20 protein-coding genes are annotated in these 24,516 nt (G+C 70.1%); 1 reads left to right on the forward strand and 19 read right to left on the reverse strand.

Annotation, left to right across the window (positions count from 1 at the left end):
• Positions 1-317 precede the first annotated feature (317 nt).
• From BLT25_RS04090 to BLT25_RS04140, 12 genes are all read right to left on the reverse strand, one after another.
• The gene (locus tag BLT25_RS04090) at positions 318-1,580 is read right to left on the reverse strand and encodes an HNH endonuclease signature motif containing protein (protein WP_091042164.1); all 1,263 of its coding nucleotides are present in this window, start codon (positions 1,578-1,580) and stop codon (positions 318-320) included.
• Between the two features lie 390 nt (positions 1,581-1,970).
• Positions 1,971-3,215, reverse strand: a complete 1,245-nt coding sequence (gene thrS / locus BLT25_RS04095; protein WP_091042166.1) for a threonine--tRNA ligase — start codon at positions 3,213-3,215, stop codon at positions 1,971-1,973.
• A gap of 201 nt (positions 3,216-3,416) precedes the next feature.
• Positions 3,417-4,184: a pseudouridine synthase gene (locus tag BLT25_RS04100; RefSeq protein WP_091042169.1), complete on the reverse strand. Its 768-nt coding sequence runs from the start codon at positions 4,182-4,184 to the stop codon at positions 3,417-3,419.
• An 85-nt stretch (positions 4,185-4,269) separates the two neighbouring features.
• Entirely contained in the window at positions 4,270-4,929 is a 660-nt protein-coding gene (scpB, locus tag BLT25_RS04105) for an SMC-Scp complex subunit ScpB (RefSeq protein WP_091042171.1), read from the reverse strand.
• The gene (locus tag BLT25_RS04110) at positions 4,922-5,806 is read right to left on the reverse strand and encodes a segregation and condensation protein A (protein WP_091042503.1); all 885 of its coding nucleotides are present in this window, start codon (positions 5,804-5,806) and stop codon (positions 4,922-4,924) included. The genes scpB and BLT25_RS04110 overlap by 8 nt, the downstream gene beginning before the upstream one ends.
• An 11-nt stretch (positions 5,807-5,817) precedes the next feature.
• A complete protein-coding gene (locus tag BLT25_RS04115) occupies positions 5,818-6,183 on the reverse strand; it encodes a hypothetical protein (RefSeq protein ID WP_091042173.1) in 366 nt (121 codons plus the stop codon).
• Positions 6,165-7,112: a ParA family protein gene (locus tag BLT25_RS04120; RefSeq protein ID WP_371113320.1), complete on the reverse strand. Its 948-nt coding sequence runs from the start codon at positions 7,110-7,112 to the stop codon at positions 6,165-6,167. The genes BLT25_RS04115 and BLT25_RS04120 overlap by 19 nt, the downstream gene beginning before the upstream one ends.
• Before the next feature lie 313 nt (positions 7,113-7,425).
• Positions 7,426-7,572, reverse strand: a complete 147-nt coding sequence (locus BLT25_RS29710) for a hypothetical protein (RefSeq protein ID WP_176883483.1) — start codon at positions 7,570-7,572, stop codon at positions 7,426-7,428.
• A 31-nt stretch (positions 7,573-7,603) separates the two neighbouring features.
• Positions 7,604-10,231 carry a DEAD/DEAH box helicase gene (locus BLT25_RS04125; protein WP_091042177.1) on the reverse strand — a complete coding sequence of 876 codons (2,628 nt, stop codon included), beginning with the start codon at positions 10,229-10,231 and terminating at the stop codon, positions 7,604-7,606.
• Entirely contained in the window at positions 10,228-11,124 is an 897-nt protein-coding gene (gene xerD / locus BLT25_RS04130) for a site-specific tyrosine recombinase XerD (RefSeq protein ID WP_091042506.1), read from the reverse strand. Before xerD ends, BLT25_RS04125 begins: the two co-directional genes overlap by 4 nt.
• Before the next feature lie 134 nt (positions 11,125-11,258).
• Entirely contained in the window at positions 11,259-12,374 is a 1,116-nt protein-coding gene (gene ald, locus BLT25_RS04135) for an alanine dehydrogenase (RefSeq protein WP_091042179.1), read from the reverse strand.
• Positions 12,375-12,505: 131 nt separating this feature from the next.
• Positions 12,506-13,099, reverse strand: a complete 594-nt coding sequence (locus tag BLT25_RS04140; protein WP_091042181.1) for an NUDIX domain-containing protein — start codon at positions 13,097-13,099, stop codon at positions 12,506-12,508.
• Positions 13,100-13,187: 88 nt separating this feature from the next.
• Here BLT25_RS04140 and pepN point away from each other — a divergent pair, with 88 nt between their 5' ends.
• Entirely contained in the window at positions 13,188-15,620 is a 2,433-nt protein-coding gene (pepN, locus tag BLT25_RS04145) for an aminopeptidase N (RefSeq protein ID WP_091042184.1), read from the forward strand.
• Between the two features lie 103 nt (positions 15,621-15,723).
• Here the strand turns inward: pepN and BLT25_RS04150 are convergent, their stop codons facing one another.
• From BLT25_RS04150 to BLT25_RS04180, 7 genes are all read right to left on the reverse strand, one after another.
• The gene (locus BLT25_RS04150) at positions 15,724-17,445 is read right to left on the reverse strand and encodes a CTP synthase (protein ID WP_091042186.1); all 1,722 of its coding nucleotides are present in this window, start codon (positions 17,443-17,445) and stop codon (positions 15,724-15,726) included.
• Positions 17,446-17,459: 14 nt separating this feature from the next.
• Entirely contained in the window at positions 17,460-19,391 is a 1,932-nt protein-coding gene (steA, locus tag BLT25_RS04155) for a putative cytokinetic ring protein SteA (RefSeq protein WP_091042188.1), read from the reverse strand.
• A 171-nt stretch (positions 19,392-19,562) separates the two neighbouring features.
• Positions 19,563-21,326: a DNA repair protein RecN gene (recN, locus tag BLT25_RS04160; protein ID WP_091042190.1), complete on the reverse strand. Its 1,764-nt coding sequence runs from the start codon at positions 21,324-21,326 to the stop codon at positions 19,563-19,565.
• A complete protein-coding gene (locus BLT25_RS04165) occupies positions 21,319-22,314 on the reverse strand; it encodes an NAD kinase (RefSeq protein WP_371113316.1) in 996 nt (331 codons plus the stop codon). The genes recN and BLT25_RS04165 overlap by 8 nt, the downstream gene beginning before the upstream one ends.
• Positions 22,311-23,174: a TlyA family RNA methyltransferase gene (locus BLT25_RS04170; protein ID WP_091042193.1), complete on the reverse strand. Its 864-nt coding sequence runs from the start codon at positions 23,172-23,174 to the stop codon at positions 22,311-22,313. The genes BLT25_RS04165 and BLT25_RS04170 overlap by 4 nt, the downstream gene beginning before the upstream one ends.
• 11 nt (positions 23,175-23,185) lie before the next feature.
• A complete protein-coding gene (locus BLT25_RS04175; RefSeq protein WP_091042194.1) occupies positions 23,186-23,458 on the reverse strand; it encodes a hypothetical protein in 273 nt (90 codons plus the stop codon).
• Entirely contained in the window at positions 23,455-24,504 is a 1,050-nt protein-coding gene (locus BLT25_RS04180) for an HAD-IIA family hydrolase (protein ID WP_091042197.1), read from the reverse strand. The genes BLT25_RS04175 and BLT25_RS04180 overlap by 4 nt, the downstream gene beginning before the upstream one ends.
• Between the last annotated feature and the right edge of the window lie 12 nt (positions 24,505-24,516).

The raw sequence follows: 24,516 nt of genomic DNA on the forward strand, positions 1-24,516 counted from the left end.
GCTGGCGCCTCGGCGGCGACTGCTCGAGTGGCGAATGGTGCAGCTTGGTGCCCCGGTTCCCCACGGGTACGGGCAGGTCCACACTGAGATGTCGCTTCCCCATGCTCCGGAGCGCGAGGAACCACGTCCAGCACGGGTTCGCTCCGGTGATCTACACCGGACCGGCGATCCTCACCGGTTCGAGGGCTGGCAGCGGTTCGATGATGTCAGCTCCACCAGGGTCGCGGGAACGCGCGCGGACCGATCGTCTCGGCAGGCATGACGCCTGGTGGCGAAGAACGTGGGTGGCGGGTGTTCTGGTTTCGGGTGTGGCCGGTTCAGGTTCGCCGGGTGAACCGGATCCGTCCGCCCGGGAGGCGCTCATAGGTGACGTCGGCGTCGTGGATGCGGCGATGGTCACTGGGGCACAACAACACCATGTTGGCCATGTCTGATTTGCCGCCTTCGGACCAGGGTTTGAGGTGGTGGGCTTCGGTCCAGGCGGCGGGGGCGTCGCAGTCTTCGGCTTGGCAGCCTTGATCTCGGAGTCGGAGGGCTCGGTGTTGGATCGGGTGGGCCAGGCGGGCGGTGCGGCCGAGGTCGAGGATCTCGGAATCAGAACCCAGCACGACCGGGACCAGATCGGCGTTGCAGGCCATCCGGCGGGCTTCGGCGGCGGTGATCTGGTCGCCGTCGAACCCCAACGCCGCAGTGCCCAGGTCGGCCCGGAGTTCATCGAGGCTCATGGTGATGAAGACCGTGGTGGCGTGCCCGCCGTGGCGGGGCAGGTTCTCCACGTCGTAGGTCTCGACCACGCGGGCGAAGGCCTGACCCAGCAACCGGTCATAGGGGGCTTTGCGGCCCTTGTCCTGCGCGGACCACTTCCGGGGCTGGGCCAACGAGTCCAGGATGGTGCGCAACCGGATCCCGACGGCGCGGGAGACCCGGGCGTGGATGTCTATGGTCCCGTCGCCGTTGTCGCGGGAGGAGAAGAACGTACGTCGTTGGGCCTGTTCTTCCTCTCGCTGCAGCGCTTTGGCTTCGGCGGCTTCGAATCGTTCGGGGTCGATCTCGGCGAGGATCTTCTTCCCGACGATCCGCAGCTCGTTGGCGGTCAGTCGGGTGGCGTGGTCGACCAAGAGCTTCTCGGCCAGGACCAGGTCCTCAGCACCCGCAGCGGGGTCGGCCTCGATGGCGTCGAGGGCTTTGGTGATCACCCTCGCCTTGTCCTGGGACACCACACCCTCGGCCAGGCCGGCAGCCACCAGGTCGTATTTCGCGACCGCGGTGGCCAGTTTCACCTGTGCTCGCCCGACCGCCTTGTCGACCAGGAGCTCGGTCCGCATCCACCCCGAGGCGTCCTTGGCACCGGTCTCCTCGGCGATGTCGCCGGCGGCGGCCAGGATGCGGAGTTTCAATGCGGCCTGCTTGGCGTGGATTCGCTCCAACCGGGCCAGGCGGTCCTTCTTCTGGCTGGTGCGCCAGTAGGCGGGGTCTCGGGACAACAGGTTGTCGAGGGAGGATTCGATGGCGCTCATCTCGGCGTCGATGGCGTCACCGGGATGGCTGCCCCGGTGGTCGATGTCGTGCTCGAGACTCATCGCTTCCCTCCCCTCAGAGGTGTGTCGTGATGGGTCTGATTCTACGCCCGTGAACGGATACCTAGCCACCTATAGGTGCAGGTCAAACGCCATTTTCGCGGTGAGCGAACGACATCGTCCTTGTGGATGGTAAGTGGCCCGAAGGGCCACCCCTCCACCCCGCAGGCCCCACTGATCCCGACAGGATTCCGCTGCGCCACACCCGGGCCGCCGCCCCGATAGCCAGCCAAATCTTTCTCGACGGGCGCCGGTGTCAAGGACCGCGAAGCGGCCGGCGAAGCCGGCGGCCGAAGGCCGTCCTTTACTCCGGGGCCCGTCGAGGACATCCTCAGAGAACGGGTCGGCGGCCCACACCCACCATGAAGAATCGGTCCGAATCACCAGCAGACCTCACCAGGACACCTCGCCAGCCCGCGAGACATAGGCCGATTTCATGACCCCAACCAGATCAGCAACCGAGACCCGCCGCTCAACCCCATGAGCGACATCACGCACCTGCACCTCCCCCGCCTCGGCTTCGACCCCACCGATGACCGCGATCAACGGTTCCCGCCGCCGCCGGGACTCACGAATCCTGGCACCGAGCGAACCCCCAGGGTCGAGCCGAGGGCGGAGACCTTCGGCGATGAGCGCGTCCACGAGCCCCCGAGCGGCCGGGTCCTGGTCCGAGGAGACCGGGAGGACGGCGATCTGGGACGGGGCCAACCACAACGGTAGGCGACCCTGGTAGCGCTCGAGCACGGCCGCCGCGACTCGCTCCATGGAGCCGACGGTGCCTCGATGGACCATCACGACTCGCTGACGAGAGCCGTCGGCGTCGTCATAGGTGAGGTCGAACCGCTCGGGCTGGTTGAAGTCGAGCTGGACGGTGGCGATGGTCTCCTCGTGGCCCGCGGGGTCGATGACCTGGAGGTCGAGCTTGGGTCCGTAGAAGGCTGCCTCGCCCGGAGCCTCCGACAGCTCCAGTCCGTACGCCTCCAGCCCGGCGTCATCGACCGCTGACCGCAGGGCCTTCTCGGCGTCGGCCCACTGGGAGTCAGAGCCCAGGTAGGACGGCGAGCCGTCTCGCAGGGAGAGGCGTACGTAGTCCACGCGGAGACCGAGGATCCGTTGGGCCTCGAGCGCGGACCGCAGCGCTCGCGCGGCCTCGTCCCGCACCTGGTCGGGACGGCAGAAGACGTGGGTGTCGTCGAGGTTGATCTGACGCACCCGGCTCAGCCCAGAGAGCACCCCGGACCGCTCGGCGCGGAACATCGGTGCGAGCTCGTGCAGTCGGATCGGGAGCTCTCGGTAGGAGTGCGGGCGGGCCCGGTAGAGGAGTGCGTGGTGGGGGCAGTTGGCCGGGCGGAGAACGAGGTCGTCCTCCTCCGGACCCGGACCCATCGACATCGGCGGGAACATGTCGTCTGCGAACTTCGCCCAGTGTCCCGAGCGTTCGAACAGCGCGCGTTTGCCGAGCACCGGGGTCTTGACGGGTACGCAGCCGTCGGCCCGGGCCAGGTCGGCGGCGAGGCGCTCCAGCTCGGCGAAGAGGACGGCCCCGTCGGGCAGCCACAAGGGCAGCCCCGAGCCCGCCAGCGGGTCGGTGGCGAAGATGGAGAGATCGCGGTTGAGATCTCGATGATCGAGGTCCATGGGTGTGCTCCTGAGGTCAAGGCCCGGAGCACCGCCGCCAGAGACGAGAACCGCCCCGGAGCACTGCTCCGGGGCGGTCTGCGAAAAGTGGACAGCAGGTCAGCGCCGGAGTGGGTCCGGCGTCGTCGTGCTCATCGCGCGCTGCTGCATGCCGTTGACCTTAGCGGCTCGAGGCGGCGTACGCACTCAGAATTCCGAGCCTCAGAGCTCGGTGGTGTCGAGCAGCTCGCCGAGCTCCTCGCGGGAGAGGTCGCGCATGTCGCCGGGCTTCATGGTGCTCAGCCGGACCGGACCGATCCGGGTGCGGGTCAGTCGAGTGACCGGGTGGCCGAGGTGATCGAGGAGGCGGCGCACGATGCGGTTGCGGCCCTCGTGGATGACCAGCTCGATGATCGACTTGTCCTTGCGGGTCTCCATGATCCGGGCCTTGGTCACGGTCACCGGGCCGTCCTCGAGGGTGACGCCGGCGAGGAGCCGCTTGCGTACGTTGGGGAAGATCTCGCCGGTGACCTCGGCGACGTAGGTCTTGTCGACCTCGTAGCTGGGGTGCGCCAGCCGGTGGGCGAAGTCACCGTCGTTGGTGAGAATGATCAGGCCCTCGGTGTCGGTGTCGAGCCGGCCGACGTGGAAGAGGCGCTCCGGCCGGTCGGCGACAAGGTCGGAGAGGTTGCGGCGGCCCTCGGGGTCGCTCATCGTCGAGACCACGCCACGCGGCTTGTTGAGGGCCAGGTAGACCTTGCCGGAGATCGGCGGGAGCCGCTTGCCGTCGACGCGTACGACGTCCTTGCCGGGGTCGACCTTCGTGCCGAGGCGGGTGACGACCTCGCCGTTGACCTCGACGGAGCCGTTGAGCATCAGGATCTCGCTGCCGCGCCGCGACGCGATGCCGGCCAGGGCCAGCAGCTTCTGGAGCCGGATCAGGCCCTCATCGTCCAGCGGCAGATCGTCACGCTCAGGCAGGTCGCTCACGCGGCCGCCTCCGTAGCGCAAGCGCCAGTGTACGGACGCGGCCGCGTGATGATTGTCTGGTTTACTCGCTGACGCTCGCTCACGTTTACGATTCTGCCGTATCCGCCGAGTCATCCCCATTTGCCGCGCCCTCTTCGGGCTGAGCAGCGAGCGCCTCCTGGCTGACCTGCTCGGTCAGCTCCTCCTCCATGTCGGCGAGGTCGGGCAGGTAGGGAGCCAGCTCGGGCAGGTCGCCGAGGTCGGTGATGCCGATCCGCTCGAGGAAGTAGCCGGTGGTGCGGTAGAGGTTGGCGCCGGTCTCGTGGTCCTGCCCGGCCTCCTCGACCAGGCCGCGGGTGAGCAGCGTGCGCATCACGCCGTCGACGTTGACGCCGCGGATCGCGGAGACCCGGGCGCGCGAGACGGGCTGCTTGTAGGCCACCACGGCGAGCGTCTCCAGCGCGGCCTGGGTCAGCCGCGCTTGCTGGCCCTCGAGCACGAAGCCCCCGACGACGTCGGCGTAGGCCTCGCGGGTGTAGAACCGCCAGCCGCCCGCGACGTTACGCAGGTCGAAGCCGCGGCGCTGCTCGGTGTATTCGGCGGAGAGACCCTCCAGAGCTTCGACGACCGTCGCGGTCGGGTGGGCCACGGCCGAGGCCAGCGCGGCCGCCTCCAGCGGCTCGTCGGCGACCATCAGCACCGCCTCGAGCGCCGGGCGCAGATCGGCGAGCTCGATCGCGAGCGTCTCTTCGGAGGCCTCAGTCATCGTCCTTCTCCCCATCATCGGCGCCGCCCTCCGCGGGCGGCTGCCCCTCGAACTCGTCCTGGATCAGCTCGTCGACATCGAGCGCCTCGTCGCCGGTCCAGCGTACGGTCAGCTCACCCAGTGCGGTGACCTGGTCGAAGGCCACCGCTCCCTCACGGAAGAGCTCCAGCAGCGAGAGGAACCGGGCCACGGTGGTCAGCGTGTCGGGCGAATCCGAGCACAGGCCACGGAAGGTCACCTGTCCCGACGCTCGCAGCCGCTCGATGACCAGCGCCGCCTGCTCCTTGACCGACACCTTCGAGCCATGGATGTGGGCGAGCCCGATCTCGGGCGGCCCCGGCTTGGGCGCCATCGCGGCGGCGGCGAGCTGGGCGAACTGGTCCAGCCCGATCCCGATCAGCACCTCCGGCAGCAGGCCGGCGTAGCGCGGCTCGAGCTGGACCGAGCGCGGGTGGCGCTTGGACTCCTTCGCGAGCCGCTCGCCGAAGACGGCCGCGACCTGCTTGAACGCCTTGTACTGCAGCAGCCGCGCGAAGAGCAGGTCGCGCGCCTCGAGCAGAGCGAGGTCCTCCTCGTCCTCGACGTCGCCCTGCGGCAGCAGCCGGGCCGCCTTCAGATCGAGGAGCGTGCTGGCGACCAGCAGGAAGTTGGACGTCTGCTCGAGGTCCCAGCTGCCCTCCTCCCCCGCGCCCTTCTTGACGAAGGCGATGAACTCATCGGTCACCGTGGCCAGGGAGACCTCGGTGATGTCGAGCTTGTGCTTGGCGATCAGGCTGAGCAGCAGGTCGAAGGGACCCTCGAAGTTCTCGAGGCGCACCTCGAACCCCCCGGCGCCGCTCGACTCCTGCTCCTCGGCCCCCGTAGGGGCATCTGTCATCTGCGTGACCGTCACTCGCCGAGCCGGTGCACGAGCGCGCTGTCGTCCCCGTACTCCTCCAGGTCGGCCAGCACGATCGCGAGCGCCTCGCGCACCAGTCGGCCGCGGTCGACCGCGATGCTGTGCTTGGCCCGCAGGTTGAGCCGGGCGTGCTCGAGCTCGAGCAGCTCCTCGGAGGTGATGTAGACCGTCATCTTCTCGTCATGACGTACGCGTCCGCTGGACCGCTTCTTGGCCGCCGGCGCCTCGTCGGCCGGCTCGGGCACGGCATGCACCGGACGGGCCTTCGCCTCGGCTGCCGCTGCGGAGCTGGCACCGTCGGACGTACGCCGGAACAGGTCGTCGGCGGCCGGAACCCTCACTCGCCGCGTTCCCATCGGGCCAGCACCTCCTTGGCGAGCATCCGGTAGGAGTCGGCGCCGGTGGAGCTGGAGGCGTACTCGGTGATCGGCTCGCCGACCACGGTGGAGTCGGCGAACTTCACCGTGCGACGGATGACGCTGTGGAAGACGCGGTCGCCCCAGCCGTTGACCAGGGTCTCCATGACCTCGCGGCTGTGCATGGTGCGGCTGTCGTACATCGTGCCCAGTATTCCGTCGATCTTCAGACGCGGGTTGAGCCGCTCCTGAACCTTGTCGATGGTGTCTTTGAGCAGCGCGACGCCACGCAGCGCGAAGTATTCGCACTCCAACGGAACGACGACGGAGTCGGAGGCGGTGAGCGCGTTGACGGTCAGCAGGCCCAGGCTCGGCTGACAGTCGATGAGGATCACGTCGTAGTTGGCCACGGCCGGAGCCAGTGCGCGGGCCAGGGTCTGCTCACGGGCGACCTCCTGGACCAGCTGCACCTCGGCGGCGGAGAGATCGATGTTGGCCGGGAGCAGGTCGACGCCGTCGATGCCGGAGGGGACGACGACGTCCTCGAGCGTGATGTCACGCTCCATCAGCAGGTTGTAGACGGTCAGCTCGATCTCGTTGGGCTGGAGCCCCAGGCCGACCGAGAGCGACCCCTGCGGGTCGAAGTCGACCATCAGGACCTTGCGGCCGTGCTCGGCCAGCGCGGCACCCAGGTTGATCGTGGTCGTGGTCTTGCCGACCCCGCCCTTCTGGTTGACCATCGCGACCGTACGAGCGGGCCCGCCGGTGGCGGGGCCGGGCTCAGGGAGGTGGGGCCAGGGGCGACCGGTCGGGCCCATCTTGTTCTTGCCCGGGGAGTAGGAGCCCTCCTCGGGCTCGGGGGCGTTGGCGCGCAGCCGGGCCGAGGGCGGATAGGCCGGCGGCGGGGCTGCCGGCGTCTGCGGAGGCATCTGCGGCGCGGTCGCACCACCTGCTCCGAAATAGCTGTCTTCCATTCCTCCACCCCCGGTTAAGTTGCCGCGGCCCTGGGCGATCACGGCTAGCGGGTCTATATGTCGACACGGCGACTCTAAGACCCGGATCTGCGCGACTGTAGGAGCCGCGCCGGGCGTGTCACAAGGCAAATCCGGGTGATTCTGCTACGGGACCCGAATCTGTTGATGACCTGTGCACTTGGCGCCCCGCCAGCCCCACAGGAAGGGCCTTGGATGTGGAGAAACCTGTGGATGAATCTCCGCCCGAGCGGTGGCCCGCTCGACGGGCTCAGCGCGACTTGCGGCGCTTCTGGAACTGGTCGTAGGCCTTGTTCGCAGCGTCCTTGATCTTCTTCTGGTTCTCGGGCTTGCGAGCCTCGTTGGCGATCTTGGCGACGGCCGCGACGACGATCGGGTTCTTCAGTAGCTTGCGCACGGCTCAACGCTAGCGGACCTCGACAACCGGGTCACAGCCGCCGCATCGCCACCGTCGCCAGGACCAGCTCGCCGGCCTCGTCGCTCGCGTCCAGATCGGCCACCGCCTCGATCACCCAGTCGTGGTCGCCTGCCGGGTCGTCGAGGGTCTGGGTGATCCTCCAGATGCGGGTCTCGTCGTACGTCTCGTCATCTTCGTCCACGCCAGCTGGAGTTCCGCGCTCGACGGTCCAGGTGAGCAGCCTGGGCGAGCGCGAGTCGGCGGAGATGCCCACGTCGTCGTGCTCGGCGAAATAGGCCTCGAGGGCGTCGTCCCAGCGGGACCTGGTCATCACGACGTCGCGCGCGGGCTCGAGCCGGTCGGCCGCGGAGCGTTCCAGCGACATCAGCGTGTCGAGGTCGTCTCGCGAGACCGCGTCGACCCGGGCCCACATCGCGTTGCGGACCATGATCTCGAACGCGCGGGTCTGCTGGGACAGCGACCGCGGCGGCGGTGGCGCCTCGTGGTGGGCCACGGCCGACGGGATGTGCTCGGGGTCGGAGAGCGCCTCCCACTCGTCGAGCAGGCTCGAGTCGGTCTGCCGGATGGTCTCCCCCAGCCACTCGATCAGGTCCTCGATCTCGGGACTCTTGTGGGTCTCGGGGACGGTGTGCCGGAAGGTCCGGTACGCGTCGGTCAGATAGCGCAGCACCAGGCCCTCGGAGCGGGCGAGCTGGTAGCGGCGTACGACGTCGGTGAAGGTCATCCCCTGCTCGTACATCTCACGCAGGATCGACTTGGGGTCGAGGGCGTCCTCGGGCAGCCACGGGTGGGTGCCGCGGTAGACCTCGAAGAGCGCCTCGAGCCGCTCGGCCATCGGCTTGGGCCAGGTGATCTCCTCGATGAGCGCCATCCGCTCGTCGTACTCGACGCCGTCGGCCTTCATGTTCTCGATCGCCTTGCCGCGGGCCTCGTGCTGCTGGGCGAAGAGGATCTGGCGCGGCGGCTCGAGGACGGACTCGATCACCGAGACGATCTCGAGGGTGTGCTCGGGAGACTCCGGGTCGAGCGTGTCCAGGGCGGCGAGCGCGAAGTGCGCCAGGGGCTGGTTGAGCGCGAAGTCGGCGGGGAGCGCCTCGGTGAGGACGTACCGGCGTCCGTACGCATCCGGCTCGGCGAGCCTGGTCAGGACCCCGCTGTGGACCAGGGAGCGGGTCAGCCGCAGGGCCCGCCGGGCGAGCTTGAGCTGGGTGCGCCGCTCCTCGTGGTTGTCCATGGTGATCCGGCGCATCACCTCGAAGGCGTCCTCGTCGCGGGCCACGACGTTGAGGATCATCGAGTTGTCGACCTTCATCTTGCTCTGCAGCGGCTCGGGGGCGCCGTCGACGAGCTTGGTGAAGGTGGCCTCGGTCCACACCACGGTGCCCTCGGGCGGCTTCTTGAGCTGGGCCTTGGAGTTCTTCTTGCCGGCCTTGCGGCGCTCCTCGGACTTCGCCTTGGCCTTCTCGTTCTCGATGATGTGCTCGGGGGCCTGGACGACGACGTAGCCCTGGGTGTCGAAGCCCGCCCGGCCGGCGCGGCCGGCGATCTGGAGGAACTCCCTGGTCCGCAGGATGCGCTGGCGGCGGCCGTCGAACTTGGCCAGGCCGGTGAAGAGGACCGTACGGATCGGAACGTTGATGCCGACGCCGAGGGTGTCGGTGCCGGCGATGACCTTGAGCAGGCCTGCTTGGGCGAGCTGCTCGACCAGGCGCCGGTAGCGGGGAAGCATGCCGGCGTGGTGGACGCCGATGCCCTTCCTGAGGAGCTTGGCCAGGGTCTTGCCGAACCCGGCGGCGAACCGGACCGGCTCGAGCCGCTTGGCGATCTGGTCCTTCTCCTCGGTGGAGAGCTTGAGCCAGCCGGCGTTGAGCAGCGAGGTGCCGTGGGTGACGGCGTCCTTCTGGGTGAAGTGGACGACGTAGACCGGCGCCTGGCCGGTGGTGACGAGCTCCTCGAGGGTCTCCTGGAGCGGTGTCAGCCGCCAGTCGAAGGTGAGCGGAACGGGTCGTTCCGCCTGGTCGACGAGGACGGTGTCGCGGCCGTTTCGCCGGGTGATGTCCTCGGCCAGCGCGCTGGTGTCACCGAGAGTGGCGGAGAGGAGCAGGAACTGGGCCTGCGGGAGCTCGAGCAGCGGCACCTGCCACGCCCAGCCGCGGTCGGGCTCGCCGTAGTAGTGGAACTCGTCCATGATGACGAGCCCGACATCGGCATGCTTGCCTTCGCGGAGCGCGAGATTGGCGAGCACCTCGGCGGTGCAGCAGATGATCGGGGCATCGGCGTTGACGCTCGCGTCGCCGGTGAGCATGCCGACGTTCTCGGCGCCGAAGGTCTCCACGAGGTCGAAGAACTTCTCGCTGACCAGAGCCTTGATCGGCGCGGTGTAGAAGGAGACCTTGTCCTCGGCCAGCGCCGCCGCATGGGCCCCCGCCGCCACCAGCGACTTCCCCGAACCGGTCGGCGTCGCCAGGATGACGTTGTCGCCGGCGAGGATCGACATGATCGCCTCGTCCTGGTGGGGGTAGAGGCTGCGGCCGCTCCCCTCGGCCCAGGTCACGACCGCCTCGTAGACGTCGTCGGGGCTCGCTCCGACCTTGGGGATCCAGTCGCCGGGTTTGGTCGAATCTGCAGACGCTGTCACAGGGCCCTCGGGTGTGCGGTCGCGAAGACCTCTCGGAGATTGTCCACGGTGACAAGAGTGTAGATCTGCGTCGTGGTCACCGACGCATGGCCCAGCAGCTCCTGCACGACACGTACGTCGGCACCGCCGTCCAGCAGGTGGGTGGCGAAGGAGTGGCGCAGGGTGTGGGGCGAGACGTCCTTGTGGATCCCGGCGCGCTCGGCGGCACGGGTCAGGACGGTCCAGGCGGATTGACGGGAGAGGCGGCCGCCGCGGGCGTTGAGGAAGAGCGCGCCTCCGGAGCGTGCGGCCGCGAGATCGGGACGGGCCCGGGTCAGGTAGGCCTCGACCGCCTCGATGGCGTAGGAGCCCACCGGGACGATCCGCTCCTTGCCGCCCTTGCCGCGCAGCAGGACGACATGGTCGACCCGGTCGAGGTCGTCGACGTCGAGGCCGACCGCCTCGGAGATACGGGCGCCGGTGCCGTAGAGCACCTCGAGCAGGGCCCGGTCGCGCAGAGCGAGCGGGGTGCCGGGTGCGCCGGCCGCTTCCAGGATCACCTCCACGTCGGCCAGCGGGAGTGCCTTGGGGAGCCGCTTCTCCGCGCGCGGGGGCTTCACGTGACCGGCCGGGTTCGCCTCGACCATCCCGTCGGCCACGGCGAACTTGTGGAACCCGCGCACCGCGACGACCGTGCGCGCCGCGGAGGTCGCGCTGAGCGCCGGGTGCTCCTCGCTGCCTTCGCGCAGGTGTGCCAGGAACCCCGACACCGTCGCCTCCGAGACCCCGGTGAGGTCATCGACGCTCTGCTGGGCGAGGAACTCGGCGTACCTTCTCAGGTCGCGCCGGTAGGAGGACAGCGTGTTCGCCGCGAGGCCCCGCTCGACGCTGAGATGGTCGAGATACGTACGCATCGCGTGCTCCACCTTCGTCACCCTGCCCATCCAACCAGCCGAGTCGGCTCGTCGTGACCAAACACACCGCCGAGTCGGCTCGTCATGACGAGCCGACTCGGCGGGGTTGTGTGTCAGAACGCGCCGACTCGGGCTCAGGCCAGGACGGTCTCCAGCGCGATCGAGTCGATGCCGACCGCCTCACCGACGGGGGCGTTGGTGAGCTGGCCGGCGTGGGTGTTGAGGCCCTTGGCGAGCGCGGCGTCGTCGCGCAGCGCCTGGGTCCAGCCCTTGTTGGCGAGCGCGACGGCGTACGGCATCGTCGCGTTCGTGAGCGCGTAGGTGGAGGTGTTGGGGACCGCACCGGGCATGTTGGCCACGCAGTAGAAGGTCGAGTTGTGGACCTGGTAGGTCGGGTCCGCGTGGGTGGTGGCGTGGGAGTCCTCGAAGCAGCCGCCCTGGTCGATGGCGATGTCGACGAGCACCGAGCCGGGCTTCATCCGCGAGACCAGCTCGTTGGTGACCAGCTTCGGGGCGGCCGCGCCCGGGATCAGCACGGCGCCGATGACCAGGTCGGCCTGGAGCACCTGCTCCTCGAGCGCGAGCTTGTTGGACGCGAGCCCGTGGACCTGGTTGGAGTAGCGCCAGAAGGACATCCGCAGCTTCTCCAGGTCGGTGTCCAGCAGGGTGACGTCCGCGCCCATCCCCAAGGCGATGTTGGCGGCGTTCTGGCCGGAGACACCGGCACCGATGATGACGACCTTGGCGTTGGCGACACCGCCGACGCCGCCCATCAGGGTGCCGCGGCCACCCTGCGCCTTGAGCAGGTTGTAGGCGCCGACCTGGGGCGCCAGGCAGCCGGCGACCTCCGACATCGGGTAGAGCAGCGGCAGCGCCCGGTTGGGCAGCTCGACGGTCTCGTACGCGATCGCGGTGACCTTCTTGGCCAGCAGCTCCTGGGTCAGCGGCTTGTCGGCGGCCAGGTGGAGGTAGGTGAACAGGGTCAGGCCCTCGCGCAGGCGGTGGTACTCCTCCGCGACCGGCTCCTTGACCTTCAGCACCAGCTCGGCGTTGCCCCAGGTCTCGTCTGCGTCGCCGAGGATCTTGGCACCGACCGCGGCGTAGTCGTCGTCGGAGATCGAGGAGCCGACGCCGGCACCTGCCTGGACGAAGACCTCATGGCCGTTGGCCACCAGCTCGTGGACGCCCGAGGGGGTGATCGCCACCCGGTACTCGTGGTTCTTGACTTCCTTGGGTACGCCGATTCTCATGTCTTCCCCTGAATGTGGTGGTCCGTGGGTCTACGGGTCAGCCGGATGTTCGCCGCCTGACGCGGCATGTCTAACCCGGTGTGGCGCAAGTCACCAAAACCACGTCGACCGGTCCTGACCAGACCCCCTGATCAGACTCTGCCACGAGACTTGAGGGCGTCGTAGGCAAGCACCGCCTGGACGACCGGCGAGTCGGTCGCCCGGCCGCTCAGCACGGCTTCCAGGAGCTCCTCGAACGGCACCCAGTGGATGGTCATCTCGGCCTCCTCGTGCTCGAGCTCGAAGCCGTCACGGTCCGTCGCGGTCAGGCCGCGGGCGAGGAAGAAGTGGTGGATCTCCTCGGTGATCCCGGGCGTGGCGTAGGTCGAGAGCAGCGGCGTCCATTCGGCCGCCTCGTGGGCCACCTCCTCGCGCAGCTCGCGCACGGCGACGTCGAGCGGGTCCTCGCCGGGATAGTCGATCAGGCCGGCCGGGAGCTCGACGAAGCGCCGCTTGGCGGGATGGCGGTACTGGGTGATGACCAGGGCGCGCTCGTCCTCGTCCAGCGCCAGCACGACCGCGGCGCCCGGGTGCTCGATGACCAGGCGCCGGAACGGCTCCTCGTCGAGATGCTCGGGCCGGTTGATCCAGTCGGCGCGCAGCGCCACCACCCACCCGTCGCGGTGGAGGTCCTCGGTCTTCGTCACCGGCCATGACTCGGCGGCATCCCAACGCAGCTCACTCATGTCCCGACCCTATCCATCGGCCGCATCCATCGGCCGCGCGACGTAAATACGCCACGCCCTCACCGGAGGGACTGTACGGTCCTACGTCATGACGGCTGAGAACGCGACCCTTTCACTGACCTACGAGGAGGCGGCCGCGCGGGCCGCCACGGTCATCGTCGAGCGCTACGACATCTCGCTCGACATGACCGGGCTGCTGGAGGGCGAGACGCTCTCCAGCGTCTCCACGATCTCCTTCTCCGCCACCCCTGGCGCGAGCACGTTCGTCGACTGCGTGGCCGAGGTCTCGGCCGCCACGCTCAACGGCACCGCCCTCGATCTCGCCACGATCAGCGCCGGACGGATCCCGCTCGAGGACCTCGCCGAGACCAACACCCTGGTCGTGACCGCCTCCCAGTCCAACACCGCCGCCTCCGAGGGCGTGCTGCGCACCGTCGACCCCTCCGACGGCAACGTCTATGTGTGGACCTCTTTCGAGCCCGACGACGCCCGCCGGTTGTGGGCCTGCTTCGACCAGCCCGACCTCAAGGCGGTGCACGGGTTCACCGTGACCGCGCCGGACCAGTGGACCGTGCTGTCCAACTCGGCGCCCGCGGAGGTCTCCGACCCGGCGGCCGGTGCGCGGACCTGGGTCTTCGAGGACACTCCCCCGCTCTCGACGTACGTCGTGGTGGTCAACGCCGGGCCGTTCGTCGAGGTTCGCGAGGAGCGCGGCGGCTACGACCTGGGGCTCTATGCCCGCCAGTCGCTGGCGAGCCAGCTCGAGCGGGACCGCGAGGAGATCCTCGACGTCACCGAGCACGGGCTGGCCTGGTTCGGCACCAAGTTCGGGATGCCGTTCCCGCAGCGACGCTACGACCAGATCTTCGTGCCCGACATGGGCGGCGCGATGGAGAACTGGGGCGCGGTCACCCACAGCGACATGTTCCTCTTCCGCACGGCGCCGACCCACGCCGACCGCACCGAGCGCACCAACGTGATCCTGCACGAGATGGCCCACATGTGGTTCGGCGACCTGGTCACGATGCGCTGGTGGGACGACCTGTGGCTCAACGAGGCCTTCGCCTCGTGGGCGGCCGTGTGGGCCTCGGCCGCGCTCCCCGAGTACGCCGACGTGTGGGCCTCGATCGCGCTGACCGAGAAGAAGGCGGGCTACGACATCGACGCGACGCCCGCCACCCACCCGATCCGCGGGGTGGTTCCCAGCGTCGAAGTCGCGATGGCCAACTTCGACGCGATCACCTACATGAAGGGCCAGGCCGTGCTCCAGCAGCTGCACGCCTACATCGGCGAGGAGGCCTACCTGGCCGGGCTGCAGGCCTACTTCGCCGAGCACGCCTACGGCAACACGGTTCTCTCCGACCTCATGGGCGCGTTCGGCGCCGCGGCGGGCAAGGATCTCTCCGCCTGGACCACCGCGTGGCTCGACCACGCCGGCACCGACGTGATCACGCTCGCAGACGGCAAGGTCTCGGTCACCGGCGCCGACGGGACCGTACGTCCGCACCGGCTCGACATCGCCTCCTACGACGCCTCCGGCGCGCTGCTGGCGACCACCCCGGTCACCGTGGCGGGCGAGCCCGTCGCGGTCTCGCTCCCCGAGGCCGCCGCCCACCTGGTCAACGCGACCGACGTGACCTTCGCGGCCGTGCGCTCGGACGAGGCCAGCGAGGCCTGGCTCGGCCAGAACGCCGGTCTGCTGCCCGACGCGGTGGCGCGGGCGGTCGCGGTCAACAGCGCCTGGTCCGCCCTGTTCCGCGGCGAGATCGCCGGTCCTGAGGTCGTCTCGCGCGTCCTCTCGGTCCTCAAGCGCGAGCGCAACCCGCAGGTCACCGGCGAGTTCCTGGGCATGGCCGTGACCGCCGCCGAGCTGTGGACGGCGCCCGAGCAGGTCGCTGAGCAGCGTGCGCTGGTCGCCGAAGCGGCCGCGGCGCTCGCCGAGGACCCGGCCAACCGCGACACCGCTCTTCGCGTCCTCGCCGCGCACGCGTCCACGCCCGAGCAGCTCGCGCTCGCCGAGCAAGGGGCCGCCGAGGACGTACAGGTGGCCTGGCGCCTGCTCGGCCGGCGTGCCGAGACGGGCGACTACGACGCCTCGGCGGTCGCCGCGCTCGAGGAGCGCGACCCGGACCCCGAGTCGTGGGTCAGCGCCTTGGCCGTACGCACCGCACAGCCGCTCGCAGAGGCCAAGGAGGAGGCCTGGCAGGTGACCATGATCGAGCGCCGGCTGCCCCGCACCGACAGCGCGTACGCGTTGAGCTCGGCGTTCTGGCGGCCCGGCCAGGACGAGGTCCTGGCGTCGTACGCCCAGCGCTATCTCGAGGCCGTGCGCGAGATCCGCGGCGGCGGGCTGCTCGCCTACGGGCTCCAGCTGCGGTTCTACCCTGCCCAGGCCGGTGAGGACGTCGCCGCCACCGCACGGGCTGCCTGTGAGGGCGACACGCTGGTGCCGTTCGTACGCCAGACGATCATCCGCCAGGCCGACGTGCACTCACGGCAGGTCGCGGCCCGCGCGCTCTAGCCACCAGGCCCGACCAGCCTAAAACCCGCCGAGTCGGCTCGTCATAACGAGCCGACTCGGCGGGTTTTTCGGTCAGGATGAGCCGACTCGGCGGCGGCGGGGCTCAGGCGTCGGCGGGCTCGGGGAGCTCGACGTCGCTGATGTCGCTGACCTCGCGGCGCAGGTTGGTCTCGTCGATCGGGAACCGCTGCTCCTTCTGCCGGTCCAGGGCCGCCTTCACCAGCCCGGCGAAGAGCGGGTGGGGGCGGGTCGGCCGCGAGCGGAGCTCGGGGTGGGCCTGGGTGGAGACGTAGTAGGGATGTACGTCCCGGGGCAGCTCGACGAACTCGACGAGCTGGTTGTCGGGCGAGAGGCCGGAGAAGACCAGCCCGGCGTCCTCGAGCTGGTCGCGGTAGGCGTTGTTGACCTCGTAGCGGTGGCGGTGACGCTCCTCGATGGAGGTCTCGCCGTAGACCTCGGCCGCGATCGAGCCCTTCTTCAGCTCGGCCGGGTAGAGGCCCAGGCGCATGGTGCCACCGAGGTCGCCCGCGCCCTCGACGTACGCCTTCTGCTCCTCCATCGTCGCGATGACGGGCTCGGGGGTCTCGGCGTCGAACTCGGTGGAGTCGGCCTTCTCCAGGCCGAGCACGTTGCGGGCGTACTCGATGACCATGCACTGCAGGCCCAGGCACAGGCCGAGCGTGGGGATCTGGTGGGTGCGGGTGTAGGTCAGCGCGCCGAGCTTGCCCTCCAGGCCACGGATGCCGAAGCCGCCGGGGACGCAGACGGCGTCGACGTCGTGGAGGTTCTTGGCGGCGCCCTCGGGGGTCGCGCACTCATCCGAGGGGATCCAGCGGATGTTGACCTTGGCCTCGTTGGCGAAGCCGCCGGCGCGCAGCGCCTCGCCCACGCTCAGGTAGGCGTCGGGGAGGTCGATGTACTTGCCGACCAGGCCGATGGTGAGCTCTTCCTTGGGGTGGTGCACCCGGCGGAGCAGGTCCTCCCACAGCGCCCAGTCGACGTCGCGGAAGGGCAGGTCGAGCTTGCGCACGACGTAGGCGTCCAGGCCCTCGCGGTGGAGCACCTTGGGGATGTCATAGATGCTCGGCGCGTCGGCGGCGGTCACCACGGCGTCCTCGTCGACGTCGCACATGAGCGCGATCTTGCGCTTGATGCCCTCGGGCAGCTCGCGGTCGGCGCGGCACACGATCGCGTCGGGCTGGATGCCGATCTGGCGCAGCGCCATCACCGAGTGCTGGGTCGGCTTCGTCTTGAGCTCCTTGGACGGGCCGATGTAGGGCACCAGGGAGACGTGGACGAAGAAGACGTTGTCGCGGCCGAGGCGCTGGCGCACCTGGCGGGCGGCCTCGAGGAACGGCAGCGACTCGATGTCGCCGACGGTGCCGCCGATCTCGGTGATCACCACGTCGATCTCGGGACCGTGCATGGCCAGGACCCGCTCGGAGATCTCGTCGGTGATGTGCGGGATCACCTGGACGGTCTCGCCGAGGTAGTCGCCGCGGCGCTCCTTGGCGATCACGTTGGAGTAGACCTGCCCGGTGGTCACGTTGGCGTGGCCGACCAGGTCGGTGTCGAGGAACCGCTCGTAGTGGCCGATGTCGAGATCGGTCTCGGCACCGTCGTTGGTCACGAAGACCTCACCGTGCTGGAACGGGTTCATCGTGCCGGGGTCCACGTTGAGGTACGGGTCCAGCTTCTGCATGGTCACGCTCAGGCCACGCGAACGGAGAAGGCGGCCGAGGGACGATGCCGTCAGGCCCTTTCCCAATGAGGAGGCGACGCCCCCGGTGACAAAAATGTGCTTGGTCAAGCTCGCCGACTTCATGGGCCTCAATCCTATCAATGCTTCAGCAGGCCACCGAAACCTGACGCACCGAAATCGCCACCTTGTTGGCTGGTCTGTCGAGCCAGCGCGAGCGGAGCGGCGATCTGACCGGTGGTCGTCTCGATGCCGTCGACCGACGCGAACCAGCCCGGCCAGTCGTTGGCGCGGAGCGTCTCGAGGTCCTCGGATCCTGTGGGTGCCGTCACGACCAGGCCTTTCGCGGTCGCGCCGAGGCCCTCGACCAGGCCCTCGACGGCGGTCGTGTCCTCGCTGTCCTCGCCGAGGACGACCACGACCAGGCCTGCTGGTCCGGTCGGTCGTCCCTGGGCCTTGACCAGGTCGCCGGTGAGCAACGCCACAGCGGCGGTCTTGGCAGGCTGGTCGAACGCTGCGGGCGGCTTGGTGCCGGCGTAGGTCTCTCCGATCACCTGGCCCATCCGCTGATAGGTCGCCTTCCCCGCGTCGCCGCGGCCCAGCTGCTTGACCAACTGAGTGGCCAGGCTGTCGACATACTGCTTGCGGTCGGGGTCGAGCAGATTCGGTCGTACGTCGAGCACCCCCGTCGTCTCGCCGCCGGCCGCCTCGATGTTGCCGGCGAGCGCGGCGACCGCCTTCTGGTCCGATCCGGGGAGGGTGACCACGGCGACCTTCTGGCCGGTGAGCCGGCCGGGAAGGAGCGCGTCGCCGGCCTCGGCGACGAATTGGGCCTCGGCGCTCTGCTGGGGATCCTTCGCGCCCTTCGTCTCGCTCTCGCCGGAGGTGGGGCTCGCCGCGGCCCCGTCGCCGGCTCTGCTCACGATTCCGACCCCGACCGCGGTGAGGTCGTGGTCGGCCGCCCAGATGCCGGCGGGTACGCCGATCGCCAGCGCCGTCATGGCGGCCAGCGCCGGGAGGACGAGACGACGGCTGCGGGACACCTTGCGGCGCACCTGCGGGACCGCCGATGCGTCGATCAGTGTCGGGCCGAGGGCGAGCCGGGTCAGGTAGGTGCCGGCCAGGCCGGGGCGCTGGTCCTCGAGGAAGTCGGTCAGCGTGGTGCTCAGCCCGGCCCCGACCACCAGCGAGGGGTGCTGGGCGTAGGCGACCAGCAGCGCGGCGTCCTCGGGGGCGAGAGCGGACTCGAACCGCTTCGGCTGCACGCCGATCCGGTCGAGGAGATCGGTGGCGTTCTCGCTCGCGGAGGCGCCGGGCGCGAGGACGACCTCGGCGGCGCTGGTGAGCAGCTTCGGTTCGGGGTAGGTGTCGGTATCGGGGCCCAGGACGATCACGGCGTGACGTACCTGCTTCTTGGTCAGCCGCTTGGCCGCGTGACCCACCGCGATGACGGCGGGGCGCTGCTCGCGCAGGAAGCCGGCGAGGTCGTCCAGGAGCCGGCCCAGGTCAGGATGGTCGGCGATCACGACGACGGGCCGGCCGGCCAGCGGCGTGTCCAGAGGGGGTACGCCGTTGCCGTGCAGCAGCACCTCCTCCTCGCGCTTGAGCAGCTCGCTGCTGTTGTGGGTGAAGAGCTCCAGGTGGGAGCTCAGGCCACGCTTGGCGTCCTCGAGGTCGTGGTCGAGGGAGTCCTGGTCGAGCGCACGGCCCGAGGTCAGCAGCTGCTCGCCGTCGAAGACCTCGCCGTCGAGGATCCGGGCCTTCCGCCCGTCGACCAGCTTCTCCAGGCCCGCCTCGCCGATCTTGTCGATCAGCTCGATCCCGGCGTCGGCCAGCGTCTGCGGGCCCCGGTTCGGGTAGCGGCCCGAGACCATCGGCTGCGCGTTGACCACGGCGATCACGCCCTTGGCGACGATCGCCAGCGCGGTGCTCCGGTCCAGGTCGACGTGGTCGATGACCGCGATGTCGCCCTCTTTGAGCCGCGGGATCAGCGCCCTGGTCGGTCGCCCCGAGCGGAGCGTGCCGCGGATGCCCGGGAGTACGGAGGGAATCTGGCGAGTAGGCAGTCTCATGTCCCGCCAATCCTCCCCCGGCATCGCGTTGGGTCCCCGGATCTCCCATCCGGCGAGTCGGTGGTTGTGACGGCCGAATGCGTACGTTTGGCGGGGCGAGTCGGTAGTTGCGGCGTGTGTCGTTCGCCACAACTACCGACTCGGGTCGCCGGAACTGAGGTTTCGGCGGGATCAGACCTTCGCCGCGCGGGCCACCTCGAGCAGCTCACGGGCGTGCGCGATGGCGGTGTCGGAGGCCGTCAGGCCGGCCAGCATGCGGGAGAGCTCGCGCTCGCGGGACTCGTCGTCGAGGACGCTCAGGCCGGAGCTGGTGACCACGCCGTCGCTGGTCTTCTCGACCGCGACGTGGTGATCGGCGAAGGCGGCGACCTGGGGCAGATGGGTGACGACCAGGACCTGGGCGGTGCGGGCCAGGTGGGCGAGGCGACGGCCGATCTCGACCGCGGCGGTGCCGCCGACACCGGCGTCGACCTCGTCGAAGACGAAGGTCGGGACCGGGCTGGTCGCCGCCAGGACCACCTCGATCGCCAGCATCACCCGGGAGAGCTCACCGCCGGAGGCACCCTTGTGGAGCGGGCGGGGCTCCGAGCCGGTGTTGGCCGCCAGCAGCAGCTCCACCTCGTCGAGGCCGTTGGAGCCGTAACGCAGCCAGCGTCCGGTCTTGCCGGATCCGACCTTCAGCGGTGCGTGCGCCTCTTCCTCGGAAGCAGGCGCGTCGGTCTCCTTCTGGCGTACGTCGACCACCAGCCGGGCGTGCGGCATGGCCAGTCCGGTGAGCTCGTCGCTGACCGCCTCGGCCAGGGCTCCGGCCGCGTCGGTGCGGGCGTCCGACAGCGCCAGGCCGGCCTCGGCCAGGGCTGCTCGCAGCCTGGTCCGGTCGGCGCGGAGCTCCTCGATCCGGTCGTCGTCGGAGTCGAGCTCGAGCAGGCGCTTGGCGCCGGTCTCGGCCCAGGCGAGCACCTCGTCGATGGTCTCGCCGTACTTCCTGGTCAGCGCGGTCAGCGCCGCGCGGCGCTCGGAGACCACGGACAGCCGGGCCGGGTCGGTCTCGATCGCGGTCGCGTAGGAGGCGACGTCGGCGGCCAGGTCGGAGAGCAGGTAGGAGACCTCGGCGAGGCGGTCGGCCAGGGAGGCGGCGTCGGGGTCGTGATCGCGCACGCCGTCGAGGGCTTGGCGGGCGGCCGAGATGGCGCCCAGCGCATCGGGGGCGTCGATCTCCGAGGAGAGCGCCTCGCGAGCCTGCTCGGCGGCGGTGCGCAGCGTGTCGGCGTAGCCGAGCTTCTCCTCCTCCTGGGCGAGGGTGACATCTTCGCCGGACTCCGGCGAGACCTCCTCGACCTCACCGAGGCCGAAGCGGAGCAGATCGGCCTCCTGCGCCCGCTCACGGGCGTGGGTGGTGACCTCGTCGAGCTCTCGCTCCACCTTCTGGAGCTCGGCGTGGATGTCGCCGTAGGCCGCGATGAGCTTGGCGACCGCCTCGCCGCCGAAACGGTCCAGCGAGTCGCGCTGGGCGCGCGGCTGCAGCAGCCGGTGCTGGTCGGACTGGCCGTGGACGGCGACCAGCGGGGAGGTCACCGAGCCGAGGGTCGCGACCGGGACGGTCGCTCCCCCGACGTACGCCCTCGCCCGGCCTTCGGCGGCAACGGTGCGGGCCACCAGGACGCGGCCCTCCTCGACCTCTCCCCCGGCCTCCTCGGTCGCCTCCACGACGCCGGGCAGCAACCGGGCGTCGATGACGCCCTCGACCCGGGCGGCCTTCTTGCCCTTGCGGACCGAGCCGGCGTCACCGCGGCCGCCGAGCAGCAGCCCGAGCGCGGTCACGATCATGGTCTTGCCCGCGCCGGTCTCACCGGTCACCACGGTCAGTCCCGGTCCGAGCTCCAGGGTCGAGGACTCGATGATCCCGAGTCCGGAGATCCTGATCTCCTCAAGCATTCTCGCCTCCGTTCATCCTGAACGGACGCCGTTCCGCGGCGCCTCGCCATCCCTCCACAGACAGTCCGAACTTCCGCACCAGACGATCCGTGAACGGAGCCTGGTGCAGGCGGACGAGTCTGACAGGCTCCACCCCCCGGGTGACCTCGATCCGGGCGCCCGGGCCCAGGTCGTAGGAACGTCGGCCGTCGCACCAGAGCACGCCGACGCCGTCGGCGCGGGAGATGACCTCGACGGCCAGCACCGAGGTCGGCGCCACCACCATCGGTCTGGCGAAGAGGGCGTGGGCGCTGATCGGGGTCAGCAGCAGCGCCTCGACGCCCGGCCACACGACCGGGCCGCCCGCGGAGAAGTTGTAGGCCGTCGAGCCGGTCGGGGTCGCGCAGACGACGCCGTCGCAGCCCCACCTCGACAGCGGCCGGCCGTCGATCTCGACGACGACCTCGAGCATCCGCTCGCGCGCGGCCTTCTCGACGCTGGCCTCGTTGACCGCGAACGTACGGAAGACCTTCTGACCGTCCTCGAAGACGCTGACCTCGAGCGCGAGCCGGTCCTCGGAGGTGTAGCGACGCTGCACGATCGCCTCGATCGTCGACTCGACGTCGTCGTACTCCGCCTCGGCCAGGAACCCGACGTGTCCCAGGTTCACCCCGAGCACCGGGGTGCGGTGGGGCTGAACGATCTCGGCGGCGCGCAGGATGGTGCCGTCACCGCCGATCACCAGCGCCAGCTCGCAGTCGCGGCTGGCCTCGTGCTCCTCGGCGGCGAGCTCCAGCTTCGGTTCGTACGCAGCCGGGTCGATGCCCAGATCGGCGGCCTCGCTGGCCAGCACCCGGACCACGATGCCGTGCACCGCGAGCGACTTGGCACAGGCGAGGGCGACCTCGCGGGCCTCCTCACGCCCGGTGTGGATGAGCATGAGGACGCGCCGAACCTCGGCCGGGTCCACAGGCGCTGGGTCCACAGCAGGGGTCTCGGGCTCGCTCACGGATCAACCTTCTCAGACGGCACCGACACTTCCCCGCCTGCGGGGCTCTCCAGGCCGCGCTGCTCGCGTACGGCCTCCTCGATCTCGTCCTCGCTCACCGTGGCCTCGCCGCGGCGCAGCCACAGGAAGAACTCGACGTTGCCCGACGGGCCCGGGAGCGGGCTGGTGGTGACCGCGCGTGCGCCCCAGCCTCGCTTGGCGGCGGCCGCGGCGACGGCGTTGACGGCCTCGGCCCGCAGGGCCGGGTCGCGGACGACGCCACCCTTGCCGACCCGGTCCTTGCCGACCTCGAACTGGGGCTTGACCATCAGCGCCAGGTCGCCGTCAGGGCTGGTGACCCCGATCAGCGCGTCCAGGACGAGCGCGAGGGAGATGAAGGAGAGATCGCCCACGACGACGTCGACGGGTTCGCCGATCAGGTCGAGGGAGAGGTCGCGGATGTTGGTGCGGTCGTGGACGACGACCCGCTCGTCCTGCTGCAGCCGCCAGGCGAGCTGGCCGTAGCCGACGTCGACGGCGACGACCTGCTTGGCCTCGTTGCGCAGCAGTACGTCGGTGAACCCGCCGGTCGACGCACCGGCGTCGAGGCAGCGGCGGCCCTTGACCGAAAGTCCGAGCGGTTCGAACGCCGCCAGCGCTCCGGCGAGCTTGTGCCCGCCGCGAGAGACGAAGTCCGGACGGTCGGGGTCCTCGGTGACCACGATCGCGACGTCGGTGGTGACACCCGTGGCCGGCTTGGTGGCTCGGTTTCCCGAGACCGTGACCCGCCCGGCGGCGATCAGCTCGCTGGCGTGCTCGCGGGACCGGGCCAGCTTGCGCCGGACCAGCTCGGCGTCGAGTCGGAGGCGGCGAGGAGGCATGCGCTCGCCTCTCAGGGCTGGTCGGTCGGCTGGGGCTCGCCGGAGGCTGCGGCGATCCGGGCCATCGCGTCGTGGGCCCCGGTGTCGGGATCCAGGGCGCGGCGCAGCTCGGTGTGAGCGGCCTCGAAGACGCCGACGTGCTCGTTCAACGGAAGCTCGTCGAGCCGGTCGAGCGTCTCGAGCACCGCGTCGACGCGGGCGACACCGGTGTGCGGCGCCGTGCCGGCGCCACTCGGCGCGGCCGGGGCCTCGGCCGGAGTCTCGTCGAAGTACTGCTCGCTCATGAGGCTGAGACTACCGTCCCGTCGCCGGCATCCGGGCGAGGCGGCACGGCCTGTGCGCCGATCGTGGCCACCGCTCCCTTGGCGTCCCGGTGTGACCAGGCGCCGGCCGCGGCCACCCGCCACCAGTCGTCGGTGCTTCCTTCGCCGGTGACCCGCAGCTCGCCGTCGCGTACCTCTGCCGTCCAGCCGCCGAGCCGCGCGACCGTGCCGTCGATCTCCGGCGCCGAGTGGGCCTCCAACAGGCCTCCCAGGTCGGCGGAGATGTAGGACGGCCGCCGATGTGGTTCGGCCGCGACCAAGTCCTCGAGCCCGGTGACTCCGGTGAGCACCAGCAACGTGTCGATGCCGGCGTTGCGGCCGCCCTCGATGTCGGTGTCGAGCCGGTCGCCGACCATCAGCGGGTGATCGGCCCCGGTGCGCCGGATGGTCTCGTCCAGCAGTGGTCGCGACGGCTTGCCCGCCACGACCGGCTCGACGCCGGAGAAGCGGCGCAGGGTGTCGACCAGGACGCCGTGGCCTGGCGCGATCCCGTAGGCCGCGGGGAAGGTCATGTCGGTGTTGCTGGCGACCCAGAAGAGCCCGTCCTTGATCCGCACGGCCGCGCGCAGGATGTCCTTCCACAGCAGCTCGGGGTTGTATCCGGTGACGATCGCATCGGCGTCCTCGTCGACGGCCACCGGCACCAGGCCGGCGGCCTCGAGCGGCTCGCGCAGGCCGGCGGCACCCAGGTTGACGACCTTCGCCCCCGGGGCGAGCCGCTCGGCCAGGACACGCGCGGCGGCCTGCGCCGAGGTGACCACGTCCTCGGCGGTCGCCTCGATCCCGAGGTTGCGGATGTTCTCGGCGACCTTGGCCGGAGGCCGGGCGGCGTTGTTGGTGATGAACGCCAGCCTGAGCCCGGCCTCGCGTGCGGCGGCGAGCGACTCGGGGGCGCGCCGGACCGCTGAGCCGCCGATGTAGACCACACCGTCGAGGTCGAGCATCGCGACGTCATGGGCGGCGGCGAGCACCTGGGCTGAGCCCTTCAACTGATGGCCGGTCAGCACACGAAGTTCCTT

The sequence above is a fragment of the Nocardioides sp. YR527 genome, from assembly GCF_900101045.1.
Taxonomy (GTDB): domain Bacteria; phylum Actinomycetota; class Actinomycetes; order Propionibacteriales; family Nocardioidaceae; genus Nocardioides.

Coding starts and splice junctions, on each gene's coding strand:
- BLT25_RS04090 (WP_091042164.1), bottom strand. CDS start 1,580: ATGAGTCTCGAGCACGACATCGACCACCGGGGCAGCCATCCCGGTGAC.
- thrS (WP_091042166.1), bottom strand. CDS start 3,215: ATGGACCTCGATCATCGAGATCTCAACCGCGATCTCTCCATCTTCGCC.
- scpB (WP_091042171.1), bottom strand. CDS start 4,929: ATGACTGAGGCCTCCGAAGAGACGCTCGCGATCGAGCTCGCCGATCTG.
- BLT25_RS04110 (WP_091042503.1), bottom strand. CDS start 5,806: ATGACAGATGCCCCTACGGGGGCCGAGGAGCAGGAGTCGAGCGGCGCC.
- BLT25_RS04115 (WP_091042173.1), bottom strand. CDS start 6,183: ATGGGAACGCGGCGAGTGAGGGTTCCGGCCGCCGACGACCTGTTCCGG.
- BLT25_RS04120 (WP_371113320.1), bottom strand. CDS start 7,112: ATGCCTCCGCAGACGCCGGCAGCCCCGCCGCCGGCCTATCCGCCCTCG.
- xerD (WP_091042506.1), bottom strand. CDS start 11,124: ATGCGTACGTATCTCGACCATCTCAGCGTCGAGCGGGGCCTCGCGGCG.
- ald (WP_091042179.1), bottom strand. CDS start 12,374: ATGAGAATCGGCGTACCCAAGGAAGTCAAGAACCACGAGTACCGGGTG.
- BLT25_RS04140 (WP_091042181.1), bottom strand. CDS start 13,099: ATGAGTGAGCTGCGTTGGGATGCCGCCGAGTCATGGCCGGTGACGAAG.
- pepN (WP_091042184.1), top strand. CDS start 13,188: ATGACGGCTGAGAACGCGACCCTTTCACTGACCTACGAGGAGGCGGCC.
- BLT25_RS04150 (WP_091042186.1), bottom strand. CDS start 17,445: ATGAAGTCGGCGAGCTTGACCAAGCACATTTTTGTCACCGGGGGCGTC.
- steA (WP_091042188.1), bottom strand. CDS start 19,391: ATGAGACTGCCTACTCGCCAGATTCCCTCCGTACTCCCGGGCATCCGC.
- recN (WP_091042190.1), bottom strand. CDS start 21,326: ATGCTTGAGGAGATCAGGATCTCCGGACTCGGGATCATCGAGTCCTCG.
- BLT25_RS04170 (WP_091042193.1), bottom strand. CDS start 23,174: ATGCCTCCTCGCCGCCTCCGACTCGACGCCGAGCTGGTCCGGCGCAAG.
- BLT25_RS04175 (WP_091042194.1), bottom strand. CDS start 23,458: ATGAGCGAGCAGTACTTCGACGAGACTCCGGCCGAGGCCCCGGCCGCG.